The sequence below is a fragment of the Crossiella sp. CA-258035 genome, assembly GCF_030064675.1.
Lineage (GTDB): Bacteria > Actinomycetota > Actinomycetes > Mycobacteriales > Pseudonocardiaceae > Crossiella.
Genome location: NZ_CP116413.1, coordinates 4,012,577 through 4,033,023 on the forward strand (window position 1 = coordinate 4,012,577; position 20,447 = coordinate 4,033,023).

At 72.0% G+C, this 20,447-nt stretch carries 21 protein-coding genes; 12 read left to right on the forward strand and 9 right to left on the reverse strand.

What is annotated here, in order from left to right; translation table 11 throughout:
* Nucleotides 1–16 precede the first annotated feature (16 nt).
* Entirely contained in the window at nucleotides 17–334 is a 318-nt protein-coding gene (locus N8J89_RS18260) for a MerR family transcriptional regulator (protein ID WP_283666192.1), read from the reverse strand.
* 488 nt (nucleotides 335–822) lie between these two features.
* Here N8J89_RS18260 and N8J89_RS18265 point away from each other — a divergent pair, with 488 nt between their 5' ends.
* From N8J89_RS18265 to N8J89_RS18280, 4 genes are all read left to right on the forward strand, one after another.
* Nucleotides 823–1,314, forward strand: coding sequence for an SRPBCC family protein (locus N8J89_RS18265; protein WP_283666193.1), 492 nt, complete (start codon nucleotides 823–825; stop codon nucleotides 1,312–1,314).
* A 211-nt stretch (nucleotides 1,315–1,525) separates the two neighbouring features.
* The gene (locus N8J89_RS18270; RefSeq protein ID WP_283665566.1) at nucleotides 1,526–2,023 is read left to right on the forward strand and encodes an RICIN domain-containing protein; all 498 of its coding nucleotides are present in this window, start codon (nucleotides 1,526–1,528) and stop codon (nucleotides 2,021–2,023) included.
* Between the two features lie 169 nt (nucleotides 2,024–2,192).
* On the forward strand, nucleotides 2,193–2,492 hold the full coding sequence (locus tag N8J89_RS18275) for a putative quinol monooxygenase (protein WP_283665567.1): 300 nt from the start codon (nucleotides 2,193–2,195) through the stop codon (nucleotides 2,490–2,492).
* Entirely contained in the window at nucleotides 2,489–3,241 is a 753-nt protein-coding gene (locus tag N8J89_RS18280; RefSeq protein WP_283665568.1) for a helix-turn-helix transcriptional regulator, read from the forward strand. Before N8J89_RS18275 ends, N8J89_RS18280 begins: the two co-directional genes overlap by 4 nt.
* A gap of 108 nt (nucleotides 3,242–3,349) precedes the next feature.
* Here the strand turns inward: N8J89_RS18280 and N8J89_RS18285 are convergent, their stop codons facing one another.
* Nucleotides 3,350–3,955, reverse strand: coding sequence for a TetR/AcrR family transcriptional regulator (locus tag N8J89_RS18285; protein ID WP_283665569.1), 606 nt, complete (start codon nucleotides 3,953–3,955; stop codon nucleotides 3,350–3,352).
* Nucleotides 3,956–4,047: 92 nt separating this feature from the next.
* Here N8J89_RS18285 and N8J89_RS18290 point away from each other — a divergent pair, with 92 nt between their 5' ends.
* Nucleotides 4,048–4,830, forward strand: a complete 783-nt coding sequence (locus tag N8J89_RS18290; RefSeq protein WP_283665570.1) for an alpha/beta fold hydrolase — start codon at nucleotides 4,048–4,050, stop codon at nucleotides 4,828–4,830.
* A gap of 215 nt (nucleotides 4,831–5,045) precedes the next feature.
* Here N8J89_RS18290 and N8J89_RS18295 read toward each other — a convergent pair whose 3' ends face one another.
* Entirely contained in the window at nucleotides 5,046–5,693 is a 648-nt protein-coding gene (locus N8J89_RS18295; protein WP_283665571.1) for an HD domain-containing protein, read from the reverse strand.
* A 344-nt stretch (nucleotides 5,694–6,037) separates the two neighbouring features.
* Between N8J89_RS18295 and N8J89_RS18300 the strand changes: the two genes are divergently transcribed.
* From N8J89_RS18300 to sufU, 3 genes are read left to right on the forward strand one after another with little or no spacing between them, the layout of a single operon-like run.
* On the forward strand, nucleotides 6,038–6,871 hold the full coding sequence (locus N8J89_RS18300) for a hypothetical protein (protein ID WP_283665572.1): 834 nt from the start codon (nucleotides 6,038–6,040) through the stop codon (nucleotides 6,869–6,871).
* Entirely contained in the window at nucleotides 6,868–8,172 is a 1,305-nt protein-coding gene (locus tag N8J89_RS18305) for an aminotransferase class V-fold PLP-dependent enzyme (protein WP_283665573.1), read from the forward strand. Before N8J89_RS18300 ends, N8J89_RS18305 begins: the two co-directional genes overlap by 4 nt.
* On the forward strand, nucleotides 8,169–8,609 hold the full coding sequence (sufU, locus tag N8J89_RS18310; RefSeq protein WP_283665574.1) for a Fe-S cluster assembly sulfur transfer protein SufU: 441 nt from the start codon (nucleotides 8,169–8,171) through the stop codon (nucleotides 8,607–8,609). Before N8J89_RS18305 ends, sufU begins: the two co-directional genes overlap by 4 nt.
* Nucleotides 8,610–8,630: 21 nt before the next feature.
* On the opposite strand, the gene N8J89_RS18315 is transcribed toward sufU, so the two are convergent.
* Both N8J89_RS18315 and N8J89_RS18320 read right to left on the reverse strand, forming a co-directional pair.
* Nucleotides 8,631–9,665: an NAD-dependent epimerase/dehydratase family protein gene (locus N8J89_RS18315; protein ID WP_283665575.1), complete on the reverse strand. Its 1,035-nt coding sequence runs from the start codon at nucleotides 9,663–9,665 to the stop codon at nucleotides 8,631–8,633.
* Complete coding sequence (locus tag N8J89_RS18320) at nucleotides 9,662–10,387, reverse strand: DUF1990 family protein (protein ID WP_283665576.1); 726 nt, start codon at nucleotides 10,385–10,387, stop codon at nucleotides 9,662–9,664. Before N8J89_RS18320 ends, N8J89_RS18315 begins: the two co-directional genes overlap by 4 nt.
* Nucleotides 10,388–10,492: 105 nt before the next feature.
* Between N8J89_RS18320 and N8J89_RS18325 the strand changes: the two genes are divergently transcribed.
* From N8J89_RS18325 to N8J89_RS41950, 3 genes are all read left to right on the forward strand, one after another.
* Nucleotides 10,493–13,381 (forward strand): helix-turn-helix transcriptional regulator, encoded by a 2,889-nt coding sequence (locus tag N8J89_RS18325; protein ID WP_283665577.1) that lies wholly within the window; start codon nucleotides 10,493–10,495, stop codon nucleotides 13,379–13,381.
* Nucleotides 13,382–13,779: 398 nt separating this feature from the next.
* Complete coding sequence (locus tag N8J89_RS18330; RefSeq protein WP_283665578.1) at nucleotides 13,780–16,386, forward strand: SpoIIE family protein phosphatase; 2,607 nt, start codon at nucleotides 13,780–13,782, stop codon at nucleotides 16,384–16,386.
* On the forward strand, nucleotides 16,328–16,486 hold the full coding sequence (locus tag N8J89_RS41950; RefSeq protein ID WP_502868463.1) for a CHRD domain-containing protein: 159 nt from the start codon (nucleotides 16,328–16,330) through the stop codon (nucleotides 16,484–16,486). Before N8J89_RS18330 ends, N8J89_RS41950 begins: the two co-directional genes overlap by 59 nt.
* Before the next feature lie 49 nt (nucleotides 16,487–16,535).
* Here N8J89_RS41950 and N8J89_RS18335 read toward each other — a convergent pair whose 3' ends face one another.
* Nucleotides 16,536–17,384: a MerR family transcriptional regulator gene (locus tag N8J89_RS18335; RefSeq protein WP_283665579.1), complete on the reverse strand. Its 849-nt coding sequence runs from the start codon at nucleotides 17,382–17,384 to the stop codon at nucleotides 16,536–16,538.
* 21 nt (nucleotides 17,385–17,405) lie between these two features.
* A complete protein-coding gene (locus tag N8J89_RS18340; protein ID WP_283665580.1) occupies nucleotides 17,406–17,870 on the reverse strand; it encodes an SRPBCC family protein in 465 nt (154 codons plus the stop codon).
* A 119-nt stretch (nucleotides 17,871–17,989) separates the two neighbouring features.
* On the opposite strand from N8J89_RS18340, the gene N8J89_RS18345 reads away from it, so the two are divergent.
* Nucleotides 17,990–18,358: an anti-sigma factor antagonist gene (locus N8J89_RS18345; RefSeq protein ID WP_283665581.1), complete on the forward strand. Its 369-nt coding sequence runs from the start codon at nucleotides 17,990–17,992 to the stop codon at nucleotides 18,356–18,358.
* Between the two features lie 98 nt (nucleotides 18,359–18,456).
* Here N8J89_RS18345 and N8J89_RS18350 read toward each other — a convergent pair whose 3' ends face one another.
* Together N8J89_RS18350 and aztD are read right to left on the reverse strand one after the other, a co-directional pair.
* Entirely contained in the window at nucleotides 18,457–19,260 is an 804-nt protein-coding gene (locus N8J89_RS18350) for a class I SAM-dependent methyltransferase (RefSeq protein ID WP_283665582.1), read from the reverse strand.
* Entirely contained in the window at nucleotides 19,253–20,428 is a 1,176-nt protein-coding gene (gene aztD, locus N8J89_RS18355) for a zinc metallochaperone AztD (protein WP_283665583.1), read from the reverse strand. Before aztD ends, N8J89_RS18350 begins: the two co-directional genes overlap by 8 nt.
* Between the last annotated feature and the right edge of the window lie 19 nt (nucleotides 20,429–20,447).

Sequence of the window (20,447 nt, forward strand, 5' to 3'; positions counted from 1 at the left end):
CCGGCGGCGGGCCCGGTCAGACCCGCTCCGGGCCGAGCCGGCTGCGCAGTTCGGCGAGCTCCGCCTGGGTGGCGGTGAGCTCGTCCTGCAGCTCGATGATCCGGGCGGTGGCGGCCAGGCTGTGGCCTTCGTCGAACAGGGTGCGGATGCGGGCGGCGCGGTCGAGCTGGCGGCGGCTGTAGCGGCGGTGTCCGCCGTCGGAGCGGTGCGGGCGCAGCAGGTTGGCGGTGTCCAGGCTGTGCAGGAAGGCCTGCTGCACGCCGAGCAGTTCGGCGGCCTGCCCGGTGGTGTACGTGGGGTAGTCGACGTTGTCGAGGTCGCTCGAGAAAGGTATTCGGTCAAGGACCTGGTGATGGTGAGCTGGGAGTGATCGAGATGCGTGGCGTGACCACCGGACGGGCCGGGTTCGCCGACCTCGTCTGCGCCGACCCGGCCTGGCTGCACGCGGAGTTCGACGCCATCATCGCCGCCAACTTCGGTGTCGCGGCAGGACAGCCGCCGGTGCGACGTTCGCCCCGTCCCGCACCGCAAGCCCGCGACCGGCCTGGCGACCAGACCCAGGGGCGCGGTCCGGAAGCGCGGTGTTTCCCGGTGGTCTCGCGCAGACGGCGTGCCGGGTCAGGGCTCGGGAGCGATCTCCTCCGCCGCGTGCGGTGTGGCCGTCCACCGCGTTGACCCGACTGGTGTGGAAGGAGACTGCGAGAGGTTGATGCGTACCGACCCGTTCCGCGGGTGACCGGCGCGCTGTCCGACGCTCGCCGACGTGCACCCCCGGCGACGGTTAGTGTGCGTCCGTTCACTCGAGAACTGGAGCGCTCCGCCATGAAGTACACCGTCTCGATGGAGATCGCCCTGCCACGGGAGCGGGTGGTCCAGCTGCTCGCCGACCCGGAACACCTGCCGAAGTGGTTGCGGGGCCTGGTGCTGCACGAGCCGCTGAGCGGGGTGCACGGACAGGTCGGCACCAAGTCGCGAGTGGTGCTGCAGATGGGCCAGCAGAAGATGGAGTGCACCGAGACCATCACGCGCCGGGAACCGGTGGACCTGCACGGGATCGCGGGGGAAACCGTCGTCCACTACGAACGCGAGATCGTCGGCCAGGGCATGTGGAGCGCCGCGCGCGAACGCTTCACCGAGACGGGCCTGGGGACGACGCTCTGGGTGAGTGAGAACGAGTACCGGTTCAGCAGCTTGCTGATGCGGCTGGTGGGGCTCTTGATGCCCGGCGCCTTCCGCAAGCAGTCGCTACAGCACATGCAGGACTTCAAGGCGTTCGCCGAGCACGGAAAGGACGTCCGCGAAGCGAAGGGCTGAACCGCGGTCTGTCTGCGGCTGGACCGCGTCGTAGACCGGTTTGGCCAGTGCGCCGCGGCCGGTGGCTGCTCCGAATTGGTGATGCTGTGCGCGTTCCTTGACTTCGTTGCAAGGGCAACGATAGAAATAGTTGCTTTCCTGAAGAGGAAATGCGGCGTAATGGGGGCTGGGGCGGGTAGCGAATCGTAGGGTTTTCTTTCGAGGGGGAAATGTGTCATCTGTCAGTATGTCGTTGGCTGCGATGTCCGCGGCCGTTGGGCTCGCGCTGCTGACCGCGCCGAGTTCCGTCGCGGTCGCCAGTGAATCCGGTTCGCCGGCGAACACGGCCGCGGCGCCCACCCGGGGTACGAAGGCGCCCCCGTGGCTGAGGAACCTGAACAGCGGGCAGTGCATCGCCATCCCGAACGGAAGTCCCGCGGACGGGCTCGGCGCGATCCAGTATCCCTGTGACCAGGCGGGGACCGACAAGTACTGGTTCTTCGATCCGGCCCCGGACGGGTACACGATGCTGCGCAACGAGCTCACGAACAAGTGTCTGGCGATCGCGCAGGGCAATCCAGCCGACGGGGTTCCGGTCATCCAGTTCGAGTGCCACGAGGAATGGACTGACCAGCACTGGAAGTCCAATGCTGTCAGCGAGGACGCCCTTCGAGATGCGCAATCGGGTCACCGGCAAGTGCGTCACCGTTCGCGATGGCAGCGTCGGTGACGGCGCGCCGGTGGTCCAGCAGGGTTGCGTCGGCCAGACGTATCAGCACTGGTTCCAGTAGCCCCGTGTGGCTGTCCGATAGGAGCGCGAAGCTGTCCGACTGACGGCAGCGTGCCATGTGGTGCTCGGGCGAGGATCTTCTCAGCAACCACGACAGAGGAGACGCCACATGTTGATCGCCACCGTAGACTTCAGCACCGCGCCCGCCGACCGGGCCGCCGCGCTCGCCCAGTTCGACGCCGAACGGGACCGGGTGCGGGCCATGCCGGGCAACCGCGACTTCCGGGTCTTCGCCTCGCGGGAGGACGAAGGGCAGATCACCGTGCTGCACGAGTGGGTGGACGAGGAGTCCTTCCGCGGCTACCTGGCCTCGGAGTCCTTCGCCAGCTTCGGCGCGGTGGTCCGGCCGCTCACCGTGGGGGCGCCGGTGAGCCGGCGTTTCCTGGCCGAGCCGGTCGAGATCGGATGACGGCCAAGGCGTACAGCTTCGTGCGGGAGGTCGAGGCCGGTCCTGAACGGGAGCTGCGCACCGACCGGCACTACCTGCTGTACGCCTCGGCCGGGGCCCTGCGGCTGACCGCGCAGGGCCAGGTGTGGCTGCTGCCGCCGGCCAGGGCCGCGCTGGTGGAGGCGGGGCGGCCCATCCAGGTGAGCATCCCTCGGCCGGTCCGGACGGCCTCGGTGCTGTTCGACACCGGGTTCGCCCCGCCGCCGCCCGCGCCGCTGACCGTGTTCGACCTCAGCCCGCTGGCCCGGTGCCTGGTGGCCGAGTGCGGCGCGTGGGGCGATCCCGACCAGGTGCTCCCGCCCTACGCGGAGACCATGTTCGCCGCGCTCGCGGCGGTGACCTGGCGGCTGGCCGAGCAGCCGAGCCCGGTCACCATCCCGGCCGGGCGTTCGCCGGAGCTGCGGCTGGCGTTGCGGCTGACCGAGGCGCGGCTGGCCGAGGAGGTGCGCTTCGAGGAGGTGGCGGCGCAGGTGGGGCTGGCGCCCCGGTCGCTGGCCCGCCGCTTCGCCGAGGAGACCGGGACGACCTGGCGGGCGGTGCTGCGGCGGATGCGGCTGGCGCGTGCGATCGAGGAGCTGGTGGCCGGTGACGCCCCGGTGACCGAGGTGGCCTTCCGGGTCGGCTACGCCTCCCTGTCGGCGTTCAACGCGGCCTTCCTGGAGCTGACCGGCCGCACTCCGACGGAGTACCGGGTCAGCTGCCGGGGCTGAGGCACGTTGGCCTGATGCCCCACTGGAAGGGGCACAGCCGTGCTCCTCCGTGCGCCCGGTGATCTTCGAGGTGCTGGCCGCGGCGGGCTGGCAGGAACCCGAGGGGTCCTAGACCGGGTCTGGCCAAGCTCGCATGGCGCAGTCCACGACCTGCTCCAGCTCGCCGCGCGAGGCTCCATCTCGCGCTTGCTGGCTCATGCCCTGGATGATGGAGGCGTAGAAGGTCGCGAGGCCCGCCGCGTTCGTCTCCGGGGGCAGGCGTCGCGCGTCGATGTCCTGGCGGATGCGGGCCGCGATGGCCGCCTTCGCCGCCTCGCGCTTCGCGCGGAGCTCCAGCTCCACCTCGTGCGACTCTGGCCCGCAGTTGGTCGCCGCGGTGACGATCATGCAGCCCGGCGGGTGGCGGGAGTCGGTGTAGTCCGTCGCCAGTTGCCGGAGCATGTCCCGCACCGCCGTGCGCGCGTCCGGGGCCTCTGGTGACAGCACTCTGCCGTGGGTGCGCTGGTACAGCCGCACCGCTTCGTCGAAGAGTCGCCGCTTGTCGCCGAAAGCCGCGTACAGGCTGGGTGGGTTGATGCCCATGGCCTTGGTGAGCGCGGCGACCGAGGTCGCCTCGTACCCGTGCGACCAGAACTCCCGCAGCGCCGTGGCCAGGGCCTTGTCGCGGTCGAAGGCGCGGCGGGACCGCGTTGCGGAGGGGCGGTTCTGGGTCACGGGGACATGGTAGCCGGGCTGTAGCGATCGCTAAAGGTCCGTGCTACGGTCTGCGTCGTTCCCAGTTGTAGCGATCGCTAAAGGACCCTCACATGACCACAGTGACCTCGTACGCGCGCACCGTCCGCGGCTCCGGCCCCGGCCTGCTCCTCGCCCATGGCGCCAGCGGAGGCATCGAGGCCAACTACGGGCCGATCCTGGACGGGCTCGCCGCCCGGCACACCGTTGTCGGCGTCGACTACCCCGGTTCCGGAGCCACGCCGGCCACGCAGAACCCGCTGGAGCTGGACGAACTGGCGGACCAGCTGGTCGCGGCGGCGGACGCGGAAGGGCTGGACACGTTCGCCGTCTCCGGGTTCTCGCTGGGGGGTCCGGTCGCCATCCGGGTGGCCGCGCGCCATCCGGAACGCGTCACCGCTGTTGTCCTGAGCGCCACGTTCGCCCACCTCGACACCCGCACCGAACTGGTCATCGACATCTGGCACGAGCTCATGGCGACCGGGCAGCACCACCTGGTGGCCAAGTACGCGACCGTGCTGGCCCTGGGCGCGCCCACGCTGAACTCCCTCACCCTCGAGCAGGCCCGCGCCGTCGCCGACCAGACCGCCCAGGGCATCTCCGCTGACATGGTCGCCCAGATCGACCTGGTCCGCCGCGCCGATGTGCGCGCGGACCTCGCCTCGATCACCGTGCCGACGCTCGTGATCGTCACCGTGGACGACGCCCTGGTCCCGGTCGCGCTCCAGCGCCGGCTGGCGGCCGGCATCCCGGGCGCGCGGACTGAGGAGATCGCCACCGGGCACCTGCCCTTCGCCGAGCAGCCTGAGCAATGGCTGAAGCTGATCACCGACTTCCTCGGCCGCACGGCCAGGTGAACGCGGGCTGGCGCCGCCCGCTGCCGTTCAATGTCGAGGCGTCACGCTCGAATGGGAACAGCCATGAGGACTCCGCGCGTTTTCCGGGCGGGACGAAATCGTGAGCTCCTCGCAGTCGGGGGACCACTGCCGCTGTTCCACCGAGGCCCATTTCACCTTGGAGCCGCGATGATTCGCACATTGCAGGCGGCTGATCCTGACCGCCCAGTTCCGCGTCACCGGCACTGTCGCTCAACGCCCTCCTCGCGGATGGCGAACTGCCCGCTCTCCACCGCGGCCGCGCGAACCCGCTGATAAAGCCCAGTAAGCGTCGTGCTCACCGACAACCGCGGCAACTGCAAGTTGTCCAAATCCGCAGCGGTAGCACCCACATCAGACCAACCCTGCCCGGTCAGGTGCCGCATCAGCGCCGGGTTCAACCGGTCCACCGCCCGCACGAGCCGCGCCTCCAACGTCTGCCCGGCCTCGTGCTCGTGCCACACCGCCAGCATCTCCGAGCCGATGGGTTCCGGCAGGGAGCCGAAGCGTTGCTGAGCCGACTGCTCTTCCGCCAACGCCTTCTGCCGCTTGGCTTCCGCGCTGCCCTCGGCGGCGCCGTCGGTGCGCCACGCGGAGGGGTCACCGGTGTCGATCTCGACGAGGTCGTGCAGCAGGCACATCTTGATCATCTTGTCGAGGTCGACCGGAGTGCCGAACTCGCGCTCGAACTCACCGCGCAGGAGCCAGCAGATCAGGGCGAGGTGCCAGGAGTGCTCGGCCACCGACTCGGCGCGGTCGGGGGTTGCCCGGTTGTGCCGCTGGACCTCGCGCAGGCGCGCGGAGAACTGCATGAAGGAGTACAGGCGATCGAGGGTGGAAGTCACCGGGCCGAGAGTAGAGCAGTGCCGTTGAGCGCGGGTTCGAATTTCCGGATTTGGCTGTCCCGAATGGACCATTAGCTTCAGAGAGTGATGTTGAAGATCACTCTCTCGGGGCAGTGGGCGGGAAATGTCTTGTTTGCGTGCACCGGGTGAGCACGCTGGGTGCCTGTGCTGCTGCCGAAGTTCCCGTTATGACCGAAAGCAGTGTCAGGGCTAACTGAAAAAACTCGCTCATCCTGTCTATTCACAGAATGGGCGATTGCGGCGCCCTGATTGGTCCGGTCGCCGGGCGCGCTAACTTCGTGGTGAGCAGCACGACATCGCATTACCGCGAAGGGGGAAATGAAATGGCCAAGGTCTACGACGCTGCGTTCCTGCGCGCTCACCTGCCGGGGGTTTCCGGCCGGGAGACCACGCTGCGCGAGTGCCTGGAGCCCGGGAGCCTGTGGCAGCCGGTGCTGCAGCTGACCATCGTCACCGACATCGACGGGGAGCCGCACGTCCTCAACGGCACCCGCCGCGCCTCGGCGAACCAGACGCACCCGAACGTGGTCAGCACCCCCACGAGCATGCTGCCGGTGCCGCTGGCCTCGGCGATCCTCGACGACAGCAAGGGCGCGCTGGAGCTGGAGCGGCCGTTGCTGCTCGAACAGGTGCGATCCGATGACCTGCGGGTGGTCGCTCGCTACGCCGAGCACGACCCCCGCCCGGTGCCACGCACCGCGGAAGCGTTGCCCTACGGCGTGGCCGACCTGCTGGCCCGCAAGCTCGGCTGTGGCACCGCACTCGAGCACGCCACCACCGAGGCGCCGCTGGCCACCTGCTCGCTGTCCATGGTCGGTGGCGGGTTCAGCTACGCCGCCGACGGCGAACTGGATGAGGACGGCCTGGCCGAGCCGCTGTTCGAACCGCTGCTGATGTTCGGCGTCGTGGTGCGCTGGCACGATCCGGCGGTTTTCCCGGAGCGGACCGAGTCCTACGACGGGATCAACTGGACCCGGCTGCCGGACTACCAGGAGGGGGTGCGGACCAAGCGGATCGAGGCGTTCAACCCGAAGTTCGCCGAGCCGGACTACATCGCCGACGCCGAGGAGATCAGCGTGTGCGTGCGGGGCCTGTGCCTGCAGACGGCGAACATCATCATCGAGTCCGGCTCCGTCGACCACCGGACGACCTCGTGAGCTACCTCGACCCGGCAGCCGCCCTCACCTGTCTGGATGCCAGGAGCATCCGGGCCGACTTCCCGCTGCTGTCCGCCCCGGACGCGGCCTCGCTGGTCTACCTCGACTCGGCGGCCACGACCCAGCGCCCACGCGTGGTGCTCGACGCCGAGCGCGAGTTCCTGGAGCGCTCCAACGCCGCCTGCCACCGCGGTGCGCACCGGCTCGCCGAACGAGCGACGGCCGCGTACGAGGACGCGCGCACCGCCGTCGCCGCCTACCTGGGCGGGAACCCCGCCGAGGTGGTGTTCACCAAGAGCGCCACCGAGGCGATCAACCTGCTCGCCTTCTCCCTCGGCTCGCCCGGCACCGGCGCGGACGGCCTGTCGATCGGGCCTGGCGACGAGGTGGTCCTCAGCGAGCTGGAGCACCACGCGAACCTCGTGCCCTGGCAGGAACTGTGCCGGCGCACCGGCGCGACCCTGCGGTACATCCCCGTCACCGCGGACGGCTGCCTCGACCTCGCCGCGGCTGAGCAGGTGATCGGCGAGCGGACCGCGCTGGTGTCGGTGACCCTGCAGAGCAACGTCACCGGCGCGGTCACCGACCTCGAGCCGGTCCTGCGCGCCGCCCGCCGGGCCGGGGCCCTCGTCGCGGTGGACGCCTGCCAGGCCGCGGGCCGGATCCCGATCGACGTGCGCGCGCTCGAGGTGGACTTCCTCGTGCTGTCCAGCCACAAGATGCTCGGGCCCAGCGGGATCGGCGTGCTGTGGGGCCGGTTCGACCTGCTGGAGCGGATGCCGCCGTTCCTCACCGGTGGCTCCATGATCGAGACGGTCACCCTCACCGGCGCCACCTACGCCGATCCGCCGCACCGCTTCGAGCCTGGCGTGCCGCCGGTGTCCCAGGCCGTCGGGTTCGCCGCGGCCATCGACTACCTCCGTGGCCTGGGACCGCGGCGGGTGCTCGACCACGAGATCGAGCTGACCCGGTACGCGCTGACCGAGCTGCGGGCGCTGCCCGGCGTGCGGACCCTCGGTCCCGAGGATCCGGCGCGGCGGCCGGGGATCATCAGCTTCGTCGTCGACGGGGTGCACGCGCACGACGTGGCGCAGATCCTCGACGACGAGGACATCGCGGTGCGGGCGGGTCACCAGTGCGCCTGGCCGCTGCACCGGGCCCTCGGCGTCACCGCCAGCGTCCGCGCCAGCGTGCACGTCTACAACGGAGGCGAGGACATCGACCGCTTGGTCAGCGGCGTGCGGCGGGTGCGCGAGTTCTTCGCCGCACAGGGTTTCATCGACCTGGAGGAGCACCGGTGAAGCTCGACGACCTGTACCGGGACGTCATCGCCAAGCACTACCGCCTGCGCAGCGGTCACGGCCTGCAGGAGGAGTTCACCGCGGAGGTGCACAAGGTGAACCCCTCCTGCGGCGACGAGATCACCCTGCGCCTGCGCCACCACGCCGGCGCCGTGGACGAGCTGAGCCACGAGACGGTCGGCTGCACGCTGAGCCAGGCCTCGGCCTCGGTCATGCACACCATGGTGATGGAGGCCAGGACCACCGACCGGCTCACCGAACTGCACGACGTGGTCCGGGACTTCCTGCGCGGAGCGAACCCGGAACCGCCGGAGTCGGTCGGCGCGATGAGCGCCTTCGGGGCGGTGCGGTTCTCCGCTAGCCGGGTGCGCTGCGCCCTGCTGCCGTGGCAGGCCCTCACCGCCGCGCTCAGGCAGGTCGGGCCGCCAGCGAGCTGACCAGCCTGGCGTTGACGAGGGTCAGGCCCGGCGCAAGCGGGTCCGGCGCAGGGCGGGGCTGTCGCCCTCGGCACCGGCGGCGATCCCGTCCAGCTGTTCCCGCAACGCCTGCTGTCCGCTGACGCGTGGCTGCCAGCCGAGCTCGGCGCGAGCACGGGTGGTGTCCAGCGTCGGGGAGGTGAGGGCGACGTCGAACCAGCCCGGCGAGCAGCGCAGCAGCCGCAGCCGCCACAGCGCTGAGACCACCGGCCGCACCACCCGGGCGGGCACCGGCACCGAGCGGCTGTTCAGCGCGGCGGCCACGTCGGCGGCGGTGAGCACCTCGGGCGCGGCGACGTTGACCGCGCCCGAGGTGCGCCGGGCCAGGATCGACAGGATGGCCTCGCCGAGGTCGTCGGCGTGCACGAGCTGCACCCGCAGCGGCGAGGGCAGCGGCAGCACCGGCAGCAGCCGGGAACCGAGCAGGCGGACCAGCGGTGGCCCGATGAGCGGGCCCAGGAACAGCGCGGTCAGACTGGCCGAGGCGGTCCGCTGCGTGACCAGGGTCGGGCGCAGGCTGGTCACGGTGACCTCCGGGTTCGCCGCGGCGAACAACGACACCAGGCATTCGGCGGCGACCTTGTTGCGGCTGTACACGCTGCCGGCCAGCCCGGTCGCCGGGTGCCGCTCGTCGACCTGCTCGCCGGACGCGGCGGCGTAGACCGCCAAGGAGGAGGCGTGCACCACGTGCCCGACGCCGGCGGTGCGGGCGGCGGCGAGCACGGCCCGGGTGCCGTCCACGTTGACGCGGTGCAGGTGTGCCTCGTCGCGCACGGGCTGGATCGCCCACGCCAGGTGCACGACGGCGTCCGCACCGGCGAACTCCCCGGCCAGCCTGCGCTCGGCCCCGGGCGCGCCGAGGTCCAGGGCGACCCAGTCGATCCCGTCGTAGGGCGGCCGGGGCGGCGGCGGGCGGCGGCAGATCCCCACAACGCGGTGCCGCTCCGGTGCGCCGGCGAGCGCGCGCAGCAGTCCGGTGCCCACGTTGCCGCTGGCCCCGGTGATCACGATCTTCACGGCCGGGTGGTCCTCTCCTGGTCAGCGGCGTCGGCGACGACCACCGACCACCGGTCCCACCTCCCGGGCCGCACGCCGAGGGGCACGCGGACCACCTCGTCCAGCGGCGCCGCGACGGGCGGCCCGGCGTGGGTGAGGGCGCGCAGGCGCTGCGCGCAGTGGCGGTAGAAACGCAGTTGCAGGCCACGGCCGAACAGCGCCCACCCCAGTCGCACCACGGGGTGCGCGCTGGGGTTGAGCTGGTTGTGGCTGCGCACCCGGAAGAACACCAGTCCGGTGTCCAGGTCCTTGACCACCGCGTAGTCGACCCGGCCGCGCTCGATGTGCCCGCGCAGGGTGACGTAGCTCCAGCCCCAGCACCGCTGCCCCCCGTCCTCCTCGGCCACCACGTCGGTGACCCGGACCCCCAGGAGGAAGCGCAACGGCCCGAACCGCCCCTCCAACAGCATGTTCCGGCCAGGCAGCGGGTCAGCGCCGCGGTACCAGGCGCGGATGAGGCCGGGCGGGGTGAAGTTGTAGTCCCGCACCACCAGTCGCGCCCGCTCCCAGACGCCATCGGGCACCGGCGGTCCCGGCGGTTCGACGCCGAGGCCGTGCCGGTGCTCGTCGAAGCGCCAGGCGGGTTCGGCGACCTCGGCGAGGTCGTAGTTGACCTCGCGGTCCCGGAGTGTGCTGAGCGCTGCGGGGACGTCCAGTGCGCGGGCGGGCAGGATGGCGGTCACCCTGGCCGTGTACCCGGCATCAGCGGCTCGACACGGAGCGCCGCTGGCACTCACCCAGTTCCCTGCGCGGCCTGAGTATCGTGGTCGTAGGGGGTGGGTGAGGCAGTGCATCCGTTCGTCGGCCGTCAGCCGGAGTTGAACGCGCTCGACGCACTGCTGGAGGCGCCCGCGTCCGGAGTCACCTCGGTGGAGATCCTCGGCGACCCCGGTATCGGCAAGTCGAGGCTGCTCTTCGAGACCGTCTCCCGAGCTGCGGCCCGCGGCTTCACCGTGTTGTCCGGCCGTGCCGGGGAGTTCGAGCACGACCAGCCCTTCGGCATGTTCCTGGACGCGCTGGAGGACCGGCTGGCCGAGCTGTCCGAGGAGGAGGTCGCCGCGCTGGGCGCCAGGCACCTGCGCGCGTTGGCGTCGCTGTTCCCGGCCCTGACCGACTGGACGTCGGCGGAACCTTCGCCGCCTGGCGGGCGGCGCGCCCTGTACCGCGCGGTGACCGCCGCGCTGGAGACGATCTCCGGTCCGCGCGGAACCGTGCTGGCACTCGACGACCTGCACTGGGCGGATGGGGCCTCCGTCGAACTGCTGACCCACCTGCTCCGGCGCCCGCCCGCTGGGCCGTTGGTGCTGCTGCTGGCGCACCGGCACCGCCAGCTACCCGACAAGGTGGCCGCCGTGCTGCACGAACCTGTGCCCGTCGCGGCCCGGCGGATGGAGCTCCTGCCGCTGGACTTCGCAGCCGCGCAGCACCTGATGGCTGACACGCCGCACCTGCACCAGCGGCGGGCCAGACACCGCGCGGCGGGCGGCAACCCGCTGTACCTGCAGCTCATGGCGCGCGGCGGTCCGAACCAGACCGCGGGCGACCTGAACGGGGCCTTGCTCGCCGAGTTCACCCGGCTGTCCCCGACGGCTCGCCTGGTCGCCCAGGCCGCCGCGGTGCTCGGCGACCAGGTGGAGCCGGGGTTGGTCGCGGTCGCCGCGGACCTGCCTCCGGCGGTGGCGCTCGCCGCGGCCGAGGAGCTGTTCGCCACCGATCTGCTCCGCGCGGCCGGCACCGGCCAGCGGGTCGCCTTCCGGCATCCCTTGCTGCGCAACGCGGTCTACCACTCGGCCAGTCCGCTGTGGCGGGCCGCCGCGCACGGCAGGGTCGGCCGGGCACTGAGTGACCGTGGCGCGCCGATCAGCGTGATCGCACCGCACGTCGCCCGCTCGGCAGTCCTCGGCGACGCCGAGGCGCTGCGGCTGCTGCGCGCGGCGGCCCTGGACGCGCTGGTGCACGCGCCGGCCACCGCGGCGAGCTGGCTGCGGGCCGCACTCGAGCTGCACGCGGAGCCGCACGATCGGCTCGGTCGGGAACTGCGGATCGAGCTGGGCCACGCGCTGATGCTGACCGGGAACGGCGCGGAGACCAGGGAGGTCACCACCAGTCTGCTCCAGACGTTGCCAGCGGATCAGGTCGAACTCCGGTTGCGGGCGACGGCGCTGTACGCGACCGCGAGCCGGTTCCTGGTCTGGCCGGCCGAAACCAAGGCCGTTCTGCGGGCCGAGCTGCGCCGCCTGTCCGACCGGGACGAGCTGGCCGCCGCGGTGATCTGGTTGCTCATGGCCAACCTGGAGCTGGTCGAAGCCCGTTTCGAGGCCGCCGCAGCCGCTGCCGGCGAGGTGCTCCGGCACCGCCCCACCGGGCCGGACTGCCCGGTGCGCTGCGCGGGTCTGGCCATGTTGGCCTGGTGCTATCCCGAACTGGGGAAGGCAACGGAGGCGGTGCGCCTGTTGGACGAAGCCACCGAGCTGTTCGACCGGATCACCTCGACGCGGAACAACGCCTTCTTCGGTATGGCCAACATCGTTCCGTTCGTGGAAGTGATCGGCCACCTCCGACTCGACAGCGGCCTGCACCGGCTGCGGCCGGTGCTGCGGCAAGCCGAGGAGTTCGGCCACCTCCACTTCAGCACCGAGGTGCTCGCCGTCATCGCCGCCGCCGAGGCGGCCCGTGGGCAGCTGGCCACGGTGGTGGACATGGCAGAGGAAGCCGTGGACGGGGCCCGGATGACCGGGGCCGGTCCACTGCTCGTCTCCGCGCTGGCCAGCCGGGCAGCGGTGGCTTTCGACTGCCTCGATCTGGACGTGATCGAGCGAGTGCACCGCGAGGTGGGCACCTTGCCCGGCAGCGCCCAGAGTCCGCACAGTGGCTTCATGGCCCTCAGCCGGGCGTTGCTGCGCAGGCAGGCCGGACTGCACGGCGACCTGGCCGGGGCGATCGACCAGGCGGGCGGGCCAGAGCTGTCCCGGATGCTGTACCGGGGGCGCCTGCGGTTGTACGCGGAACTGGCCGAACTCGCCGCAGCCGAGGGCCTGTCGGCTGAGGCCGGCGAATGGGCGGAGCGGGCGGAAGAACTGGCCGAGGACGCGCTGCCGTGGAGCGGCGCATTCGCCGCACTGGCCAGGGCCCATGCCCACCAGTGCGCGCAACGCCCAGGCTCCGCCCTGCCCTGCGCGGAGTTCGCGGTGCGCGCCCTCACCACCGCGGGCATGCCGGTCCTGGCCGCACGAGCGCGAATGGCGGCCGCACTGGCGCACGCGGCACTGGGCGAGCGTGGGCGAGCACTGTCCGAACTGGACAGTGCCGCGGCCATCTTCGCCGAGTGCGGGGCGACTCGGCACACCGAGCTGGTCACCCGGCAGCAACGCAAGCTCGGCCGCCGGGTCACCGCGGCAGGGCCGCGCACCGCGAAGCACTCGCCGCTGGGCCTGACCCGGCGGGAGAGCGAGATCGCCGACCTGGTCGCGCAGGGCTACAGCAATCGGGCGATCGCCGAACGGCTGGTTGTCAGCGGACGCACTGTCGAGACGCACCTCGGCCGGATCTACCAGAAACTCGGCGTCTCCTCCCGCACCGCCCTGGCGGCGCTGCTCACCCAGCAGCCCGGAGCCAGCCAGCCCTCACCCACCGCGACGGCCCCGCCCGCGGCAGAAGGTCGGCCCCGCGGCGGATAGGTGGGTTCACCCATGTGCCAGGCCCTGCCAGCGGCCACGCTGCGCCGGTGACCGCTGCCAGGAGCACAGCGGCGGGGACACCCGCTGCCCCCAGCGGCTGAGACGGACGGCCGCCCTGGTGTCCAGAGCGCGATCCGGAGCGTCGGTGACCGCTTTCGCGTGCGACTCGTCCTGTTGGAGGTGGTGCACCGACGGGGCCTCCGCCAGCCGTGCCGACCGCACGTTCCGGTACCGGCGGCCCCAAGTGCCCACCTCGGCGATTATCTACGGCGTGTGGCGGGTACCAGCTCGCAGAACTGGGGCGAGAGGGGCCGGACGATGAGGCGGACCACGACGGGTCGCAACCGGAGCCGTCGGTGATGTCACCGGACGGAAGTGACGGCGCAAGAACGCAGCTGGTGGCCACGGTCGACGCCGAGCTGGCGGTGGTGGCGCTCAACTCGGCGGGGCGGGTCCTGCTCGGGCTGGCCCAGGACGTCGAGCCGCGCGCCCTCCGTCTGTCCGAGCTGTTCACCGGGCCGGTCGAAGCCCTGGTGCCGGTGTTCGACGGCGGGACGGAGTGGACCGGCAGGCTGACCGCCGTGGCCGGTGGCACGGCGCTGCGCTGTTTCGCCGTGGCGGCGGGGGAGGGCCGGCTGGTGCTCATCGCCGAGCCGGATGAAGGGCTTGCGCGGCAACGGTTCCTGCGTCGGCTGGAGCTGGAGTTCCAGGCCACCGAGGAAGCCGAGGAAGTCATGGCCGCGGCCGCCCGGCTGCTCGGGGAGCACATCGGGTCCGACCGGTGCGCCTACGCGCGGGCCGAGGCCGATGAGGACCACTTCCTGATGAGCGGCGACCACGCCACCGGGCTGCCGCACCTGCCGGGCCGCTTCGCCATGGCCGCCTTCGGTGAGGGCTGTCTGCGGGCGATGCGGGCCGGACAGCCGTGGGTGGTGCACGACAGCGCCGACGACGAGCGGCTGCACGGGGCGGACCTGCACGCCTACCAGGTCACCGGGATCCGGGCGGTGATCTGCCTGCCGCTGCACAAGGCAGGCCGGTTCGTCGCGGCCATGGCGGTGCACCAGGCCCACCCCCGGCGCTGGACCGCCGCTGAGGTCGACCTGGTGGGGGTGGTGGCCAACCGGTGCTGGGAGTCGGTGCAACGCGTGCACTCCATCCGCGCGTTGCGGGAGGGCGAGGAGCGGTACCGGCTACTGTTCGAGCTGGCCACCGACAGCATCTGGCTGCTCGACCACGACCTGCGCTTCATCGAGGCCAACCCGGCCGCCTGCGCCCTGCTCGGAGTGCGGCGGGATGCGTTGCTGGGCCGCAGGATGACCGACCTGGTGGCCGCGCACGGCGCGGATGCGCTGGCGGAGCTGGCGGCCGATCCCGACCGGCGGCAGGCGATCAGCGATGTGTGGCAGCTGCGCCGCGCCGACGGGAGCACGCTATCGGTCGAGTTGAGCGTGCAGTCCACCCCGACCGGGTTGCAGGCCATCGCCAGGGACGTCACCGCAAGGCTGCGGGCGGAGGCCGAGCGGGAGGCGCTGCTGCGCCGCGAGCACGAAATCGCCCAGGCGTTGCAGAGCAGCCTGCTGCCCAGGGAGCTGCCCGCGCTGGAGTGGTTGTCGGCCGCGGCCCGCTACCTGCCGGCCGCCACCCACGCCCAGGCCGGGGGCGACTGGTACGAGGTGCTCCCGGTCTCGACGACGGCCGTGGCACTGGCGGTCGGGGACGTGGTCGGCAAGGGCACGGCCGCGGCCGTGGTGATGGGCCAGCTGCGCAGCGCCCTGGCCGCGTACCTGCTGGAGGGACATGGCCCGGCGGCGGCCCTCGGCAGGCTCAACACCTTCGCCAGGAGCACGCCCGGCGCCATGGCCAGCACCTGTGCCTGCCTGCTCTTCGACTGGCAGGAGCACACCCTGACCTGGGCGCTGGCCGGCCACCTTCCGCCGATGCTCGTCCAGCCGGAGGGAGTGCGTCCGCTCAGCGTCGGTGGCGCGGTGCTGGGCGCGGGCGAGCAGGTGGAGTTCCAGGAGCACACCGCGGTGCTGCGGCCAGGGGACTCGGTGGTGCTCTACACCGACGGCCTCGTCGAACGCCGCGGCGAGGTGATCGACGAGAGCCTGGCCGGTCTGGCCGAGCTGCTGCGGCAACGCCACGCGCTCGGCCCCGCCGCGCTGGTGGAGCACCTGACCACCGAGCTGCTGGCCGGGGGACAGGAGGACGACGTCGCCCTGGTCGTGGTGCGCGCGATGCCCGCGCCGCTGGTGGCCCGGGTACCGGCCGAACCCGGTCAGCTCAGTCTCCTGCGCCGCCAGATCGCGCGGTGGGCGGTGCGTGCGGCGGTGCCTGCCGAGCTGCTCGACGACATCCAGCTCGTCGTCGGCGAAGCGGCGGCCAACGCAGTCGAACACGCCTACCCCAAGGGAAAGGGCGAGTTCGACTACCAGCTCGCCCGCACCGCCGACGGCGCCGTCCTCGGCCAGGTCGTCGACCACGGCGCCTGGCGACCCAAGCCGGCCGACCGGGGTTACCGGGGCCGTGGCCTGGAACTGATCCAGGAACTCTCCGACGAGGCCAGCATCGAATCCAGCGCGGAGGGCACCACGGTCCGCTTCCGCTTCGCCGCGGCGAAGCCGGCGGCTGCTGACCAACCCGGGCACACGATCGACGCCCCCGTCGCCGCGGCGAGCCTGGCCGTGGCGGAGGGTGACCCGGCGGTGGAGGTGGTGTGCCTGCGTGGAGAGCTCGACCTCATCGCGGCCCGGCCGTTGCGCGAACAGCTGCTGGCCCGTGCCGGGGCGCGGGACGCCCGCGACATCGTGCTGGACCTCACCGCGCTGGCCTACCTCAGCAGCAGCGGCGTGGCCCTTCTGCTGGAAGGCATGGCGGTGGCCACTGCGGCCGGCCGCTCGTTGAGCATCCGCGCGGCGCAGGGCAGCGCACCGGCCAAAATCCTTGCGCTGTCCGGCATTCCGGTCACCGCGTGGCCGCTCGCGGCCCAGTCGCCCGACTAGGCGCGCCCGTGAGCTGAGGCGCGCACCGAGCCAGTTCTACGTCGCCGTGCACAACGCGGAATACCCGGCCGGTGCGGTACGGGGTCAGCTGCGACGCTGACCCGGCAAGAGGCCTGGTGCGGCCCATCCGGTCGGGGACACGCCGGGACTCAGACCGTGTTCGAGCTCGGGGTCAGCAGGGTGATGGCCTCGGCCAGTGATCGCGCGTGCGCGGAACCGTTCGGCCAGCCGGGACCGGTGAGCATCAGCCGGGTGTGGGGCGTGGCGAGGTCGTTGATCGGGCCGGGGTCGGTGGGCCGGTGGGCCCAGAGCACAAGCGCCGCCGGGGGTGCGTCGGTGCGGTGCAGTGCGCCTGAGAGCGCTGCCAGTGGCACTGACGCGCCGAGGAGGCGGGCGTTGACGCCGTCCTGGGCCAGGGCGGCCCGCAATGCTTCCAGCGGCAGGGTGTGGCGTTCGCCCTCCACGCAGGCCAGGAGCACATCGGGGCCGTTGGTGGCGGGGGCGGGCAGGCGGTGCAGCGCCATGGTGATGGCCCAGGACAGGGCGTGCACGAGGTCGATGCAGCCGTCGACGTCGGTGGCTTCCGGGCCGCCGAGGGCGTTGAGCGCGGGGCAGCACAGGGTTTGCCAGGTGTGCACGATGCCGTGAGCGGTGAAGTGGCTGTGCAGCAACGCGACCGCGGCATCGGTGTCCAGTCGCGACACCGCGGCCAGCAGGTCGTCGGCGCCGGTGGCGCGCGCGGCCACCGGAAAGGCCACGTGGGCCGCGGAACGGGCGGACATGCCGCGGTCGATGAGCTGCTTCATGCGCCGCAGCGCGTCGATGTCACCGGTGGTGTAGCGGCGATGCCGTCCGGGCCGGGCGAGTCCGGCGGGGATGCGGTAGCGGCGGTGCCAGCCGCGCACCGTCGAGGCCGGCAGGTCCAGCATGCGCGCGACCGCTCCCGCGGTCCAGGTGACGTCCTGGTCCGCGGGAGCGGTTGGGGGAACCGGGCTCATTCGACCATTGTCGTCCGGAGGTCAGGTGCCCGGGCGGTCGACCTCGCCGCGCCAGGCGCCGGTTTCCCGGCCCCCGCGGTTCTCGATGAACTCCTTGAACCGGGCCAGATCGCCCTTGACCCGGCGGTCCAGGATGCCGAGCTTGTCGGCGACGTTCTCCACGAACCCCTCGGGGTCGATGTCCATCTGCGCGGTCACCCGGGTCCGGGTGTTGTCGAGGCGGTGGAAGGTGACCACCCCGGCGTGTTCGGGACCGTCATCGGACCGCCAGGCCACCCGCAAGTCGGGCTGCTGCTCGGTGATGGTGGCGTCGAACTCCCTGGTCGCCCCGGCGATGCTGATCTTCCAGTGGGTGTGGGTGTCGTCGAGCTGGCGGATCTCCTCGACGCCTTCCATGAACTCCGGGAAGGACTCGAACTGGGTCCACTGGTTGTACGCGGTGGTCACATCGACCTCGACGTCGACGGACTCGGTGATGGTGCTCATGATGCGGCCCCCTTGGTGGGTTCGGATGCATTCCGGGTACCCCGCGAATCGATGACAAAACGATTCAACCCGGCCGCAGCCTCGGCCGGAGCACGCCCGCCGAGCTGGAGAACAACCACATGACGATCAACGACAGTCACCCGGGCAACGGGATGCTGGGCGTCGGCTGGGAGACCCGGGGCACCGCGGTGGTCCTCTCGGTGACCGGCGAGCTCGACCTGGCCACCGTGCCCGTGCTGGAGCAACACGTCCAGGCCGCCCTCGAGGGCTTGCCGGGTGGGCGGCTGGTGCTGGACCTGCGCGAGGTCGGCTTCCTCAGCTCGGCAGGACTGGCCCTGCTGGCGGAGCACACCGCGCGCAACGACGTCTGGGTGGTGGCCGACCAGCACGCGGTGATCCGCCCGCTGACCGTGACCGGGTTGCTGGCCACGCTCCGCCTGGCCCCCACCGTGGACCAGGCGCTCGCTCCGGCGGGCGAACCTGGCTGAGGACCGCGAGCCGCCGCCGATGCGACAGCCCGACGGTCGGCGAGTAGGCGGCGCGTTCGGCACAGTGTCCGCGACAGCCTGTGCCGCCTGGCCGTGGCCTACCGCCGCCCGCTGCCGATCAACGTCGAGGCGTCGAGCCCGGTCACGCCCTCGGCGCGCAGCGAGGCCAGGTAGCGCTGGCGAACGTCCGCCACGACGTCGGCGGACAGCTTCGCCAGCGCACCGCGGAAGCCGGAACCCAGGACGATCAGCCAGGCCAGCCCGGGGGTCAGCGCCAGGCGCTTCTCCTCGGTGGTGACCTCGACCTCGCGCAGGCCGCGCTCGGTCAGCCAGGCCGCGAAGCTGTCGGCCTGGTTGACGCGGTCGATCAGGTGCGGCGGGCGTGGCGCAGGCGGTTCGGTGTTCGTGGCCCCGGCGATGGCGCGGCCGAGGTGGCGACCGGCGGCGGCCATGGCATCGCCGCGCCAGATGGTGAAGACCACCCGGCCGCCGGGGCGCGCGCGGCTGATCAGGTGCTCGGTGCCCGCGGTCATGTCCGAGAAGAAGAAGATGCCGAGGGCGCACTGGACCACGTCGTAATCCGCGGTGGCCCACGTGGTCGCGTCCGCCTGGTGGCGGTGCAGCTGCGGCAGCCCGGTGGCCAGCCTGCCCAGCTCGGCGAGCAACGGGCCGGACATGTCGATGGCGTCGACGATCCCCTCCGGTCCGGCCGCCCGCGCGGCGGGAATGGCGGAAGCGCCGGTGCCGCAACACGCGTCGAGCACGCGTTCGCCGCGGGCCGGTGCGGCGACCCCAACCATGGCGGCGCCGATGGGATCCCACAGGTGGCGGCCGAGGGCGGTGAAGTCCGCGGCGGCGGCGTCGAAGGCGGCGCGGATGTCGTGCTGCCGGGTGTCAGTCATGGGGTACGCCGGTGAGCTCGTTCGGCACGGCGGGCAGCGCGCCGGTCACGGTCTTCGCGCCCGAGGCGAGGTCGACCGCGTGGATCTCCTTCTTGCCGGGGTCGGTGACGTAGGCGGTGCCGCCCCTGACGAAGATCGTCGGACGCGGCTGCTGCCACTCCAGCGGCTCCTGCCAGGAACCGAGCACCGGGATCTTGCGGGTCACCGCGCCGGCCACCGGGTCGATCACGTGGAGCTGGCCGTCGGTGCCCAGCACCAGGCCCTCGCCCTGCGGGCCGCGGGCCAGCGAGCGGAAGGTGTAGCTCGCGCCGAGCTCGACGTGCCGCAGCGTCGCCTTCTCGGTGTCGATCAGCGACACCCTGGTCGGGCGCTCCAGCTCCGCGTCCTTGTCCACCTTGTAGTCGCCCAGGGTGATCGGCGAGTTCTCCGCGCCCGCCTGGTTGCCGATGCGCCCGTACGGGTCGGGGCTGCTGACCTTGGTGATGGCGCCGTCGCGGTAGATCAGCACGCCGGTCTGGCAGCCGATCACCACCGCCTCACCGCGTGCGGCCGCCTCGCCGTGCACGCCGGGGCACTGCTCGTTGCGGGCGATCTCCTTGCCGTCCTTGTCCAGCACCACGATCCCGGGCCGCGCGTCCTCGTTGCCGATGGTGGTGACCAGTTCGCCGTTGGCCAGCTGGACCGCGACGCCGTGGTGCGCCTGCGGGGTCCGGTGCTTCGGCGCGGGCACCTTGCCCGCGGCCAGCGCGGCCGGCTCGACCACGGTGACCTCGCCGGTGCCGTCGGCGAAGAGCACGGTCCTGCCCGCGTGCCGCACCACGTGCCCCGGCTTGGCCGCCTTGACCTCGATGTCGGTCAGCACCGCGCGCTTGGCGTCGAGCACCCGGAAGCCGCTGGCGGTGGAGACCAGCAGGTGCCGGTCGTCCCCGGCGGGGTTGAGCCGGTTGAAGCCCTCCAGCTTGATGTCCTTGGCCACCTTGAGGGTTCTGCCGTCCAGCAACTGGATCCCGCCGTCGTAGGTGATCGCGATCGGATCGGTCACCACGGCCTCGTTCTGCGGAGCGGGCGCGGCGGGCTCGGCGCCGCAGGCCGACAGGGCGAGCGCGGTCACCGCGGTGAGCGCGGCGCACCGGGCGGTCGATCGCCGGGGGAGGAGCGGTGTTGCCATGTTCCTTGCACCTTTCGTC

Bases quoted from the DNA above. Each gene is read 5' to 3' on its own strand.
- N8J89_RS18335 (WP_283665579.1), bottom strand. From the start codon at position 17,384: ATGAGCCCGGTTCCCCCAACCGCTCCCGCGGACCAGGACGTCACCTGG.
- N8J89_RS18300 (WP_283665572.1), top strand. From the start codon at position 6,038: ATGGCCAAGGTCTACGACGCTGCGTTCCTGCGCGCTCACCTGCCGGGG.
- N8J89_RS18290 (WP_283665570.1), top strand. From the start codon at position 4,048: ATGACCACAGTGACCTCGTACGCGCGCACCGTCCGCGGCTCCGGCCCC.
- N8J89_RS18340 (WP_283665580.1), bottom strand. From the start codon at position 17,870: ATGAGCACCATCACCGAGTCCGTCGACGTCGAGGTCGATGTGACCACC.
- aztD (WP_283665583.1), bottom strand. From the start codon at position 20,428: ATGGCAACACCGCTCCTCCCCCGGCGATCGACCGCCCGGTGCGCCGCG.
- N8J89_RS18275 (WP_283665567.1), top strand. From the start codon at position 2,193: ATGTTGATCGCCACCGTAGACTTCAGCACCGCGCCCGCCGACCGGGCC.
- N8J89_RS18280 (WP_283665568.1), top strand. From the start codon at position 2,489: ATGACGGCCAAGGCGTACAGCTTCGTGCGGGAGGTCGAGGCCGGTCCT.
- N8J89_RS18350 (WP_283665582.1), bottom strand. From the start codon at position 19,260: ATGACTGACACCCGGCAGCACGACATCCGCGCCGCCTTCGACGCCGCC.
- N8J89_RS18265 (WP_283666193.1), top strand. From the start codon at position 823: ATGAAGTACACCGTCTCGATGGAGATCGCCCTGCCACGGGAGCGGGTG.
- N8J89_RS18345 (WP_283665581.1), top strand. From the start codon at position 17,990: ATGACGATCAACGACAGTCACCCGGGCAACGGGATGCTGGGCGTCGGC.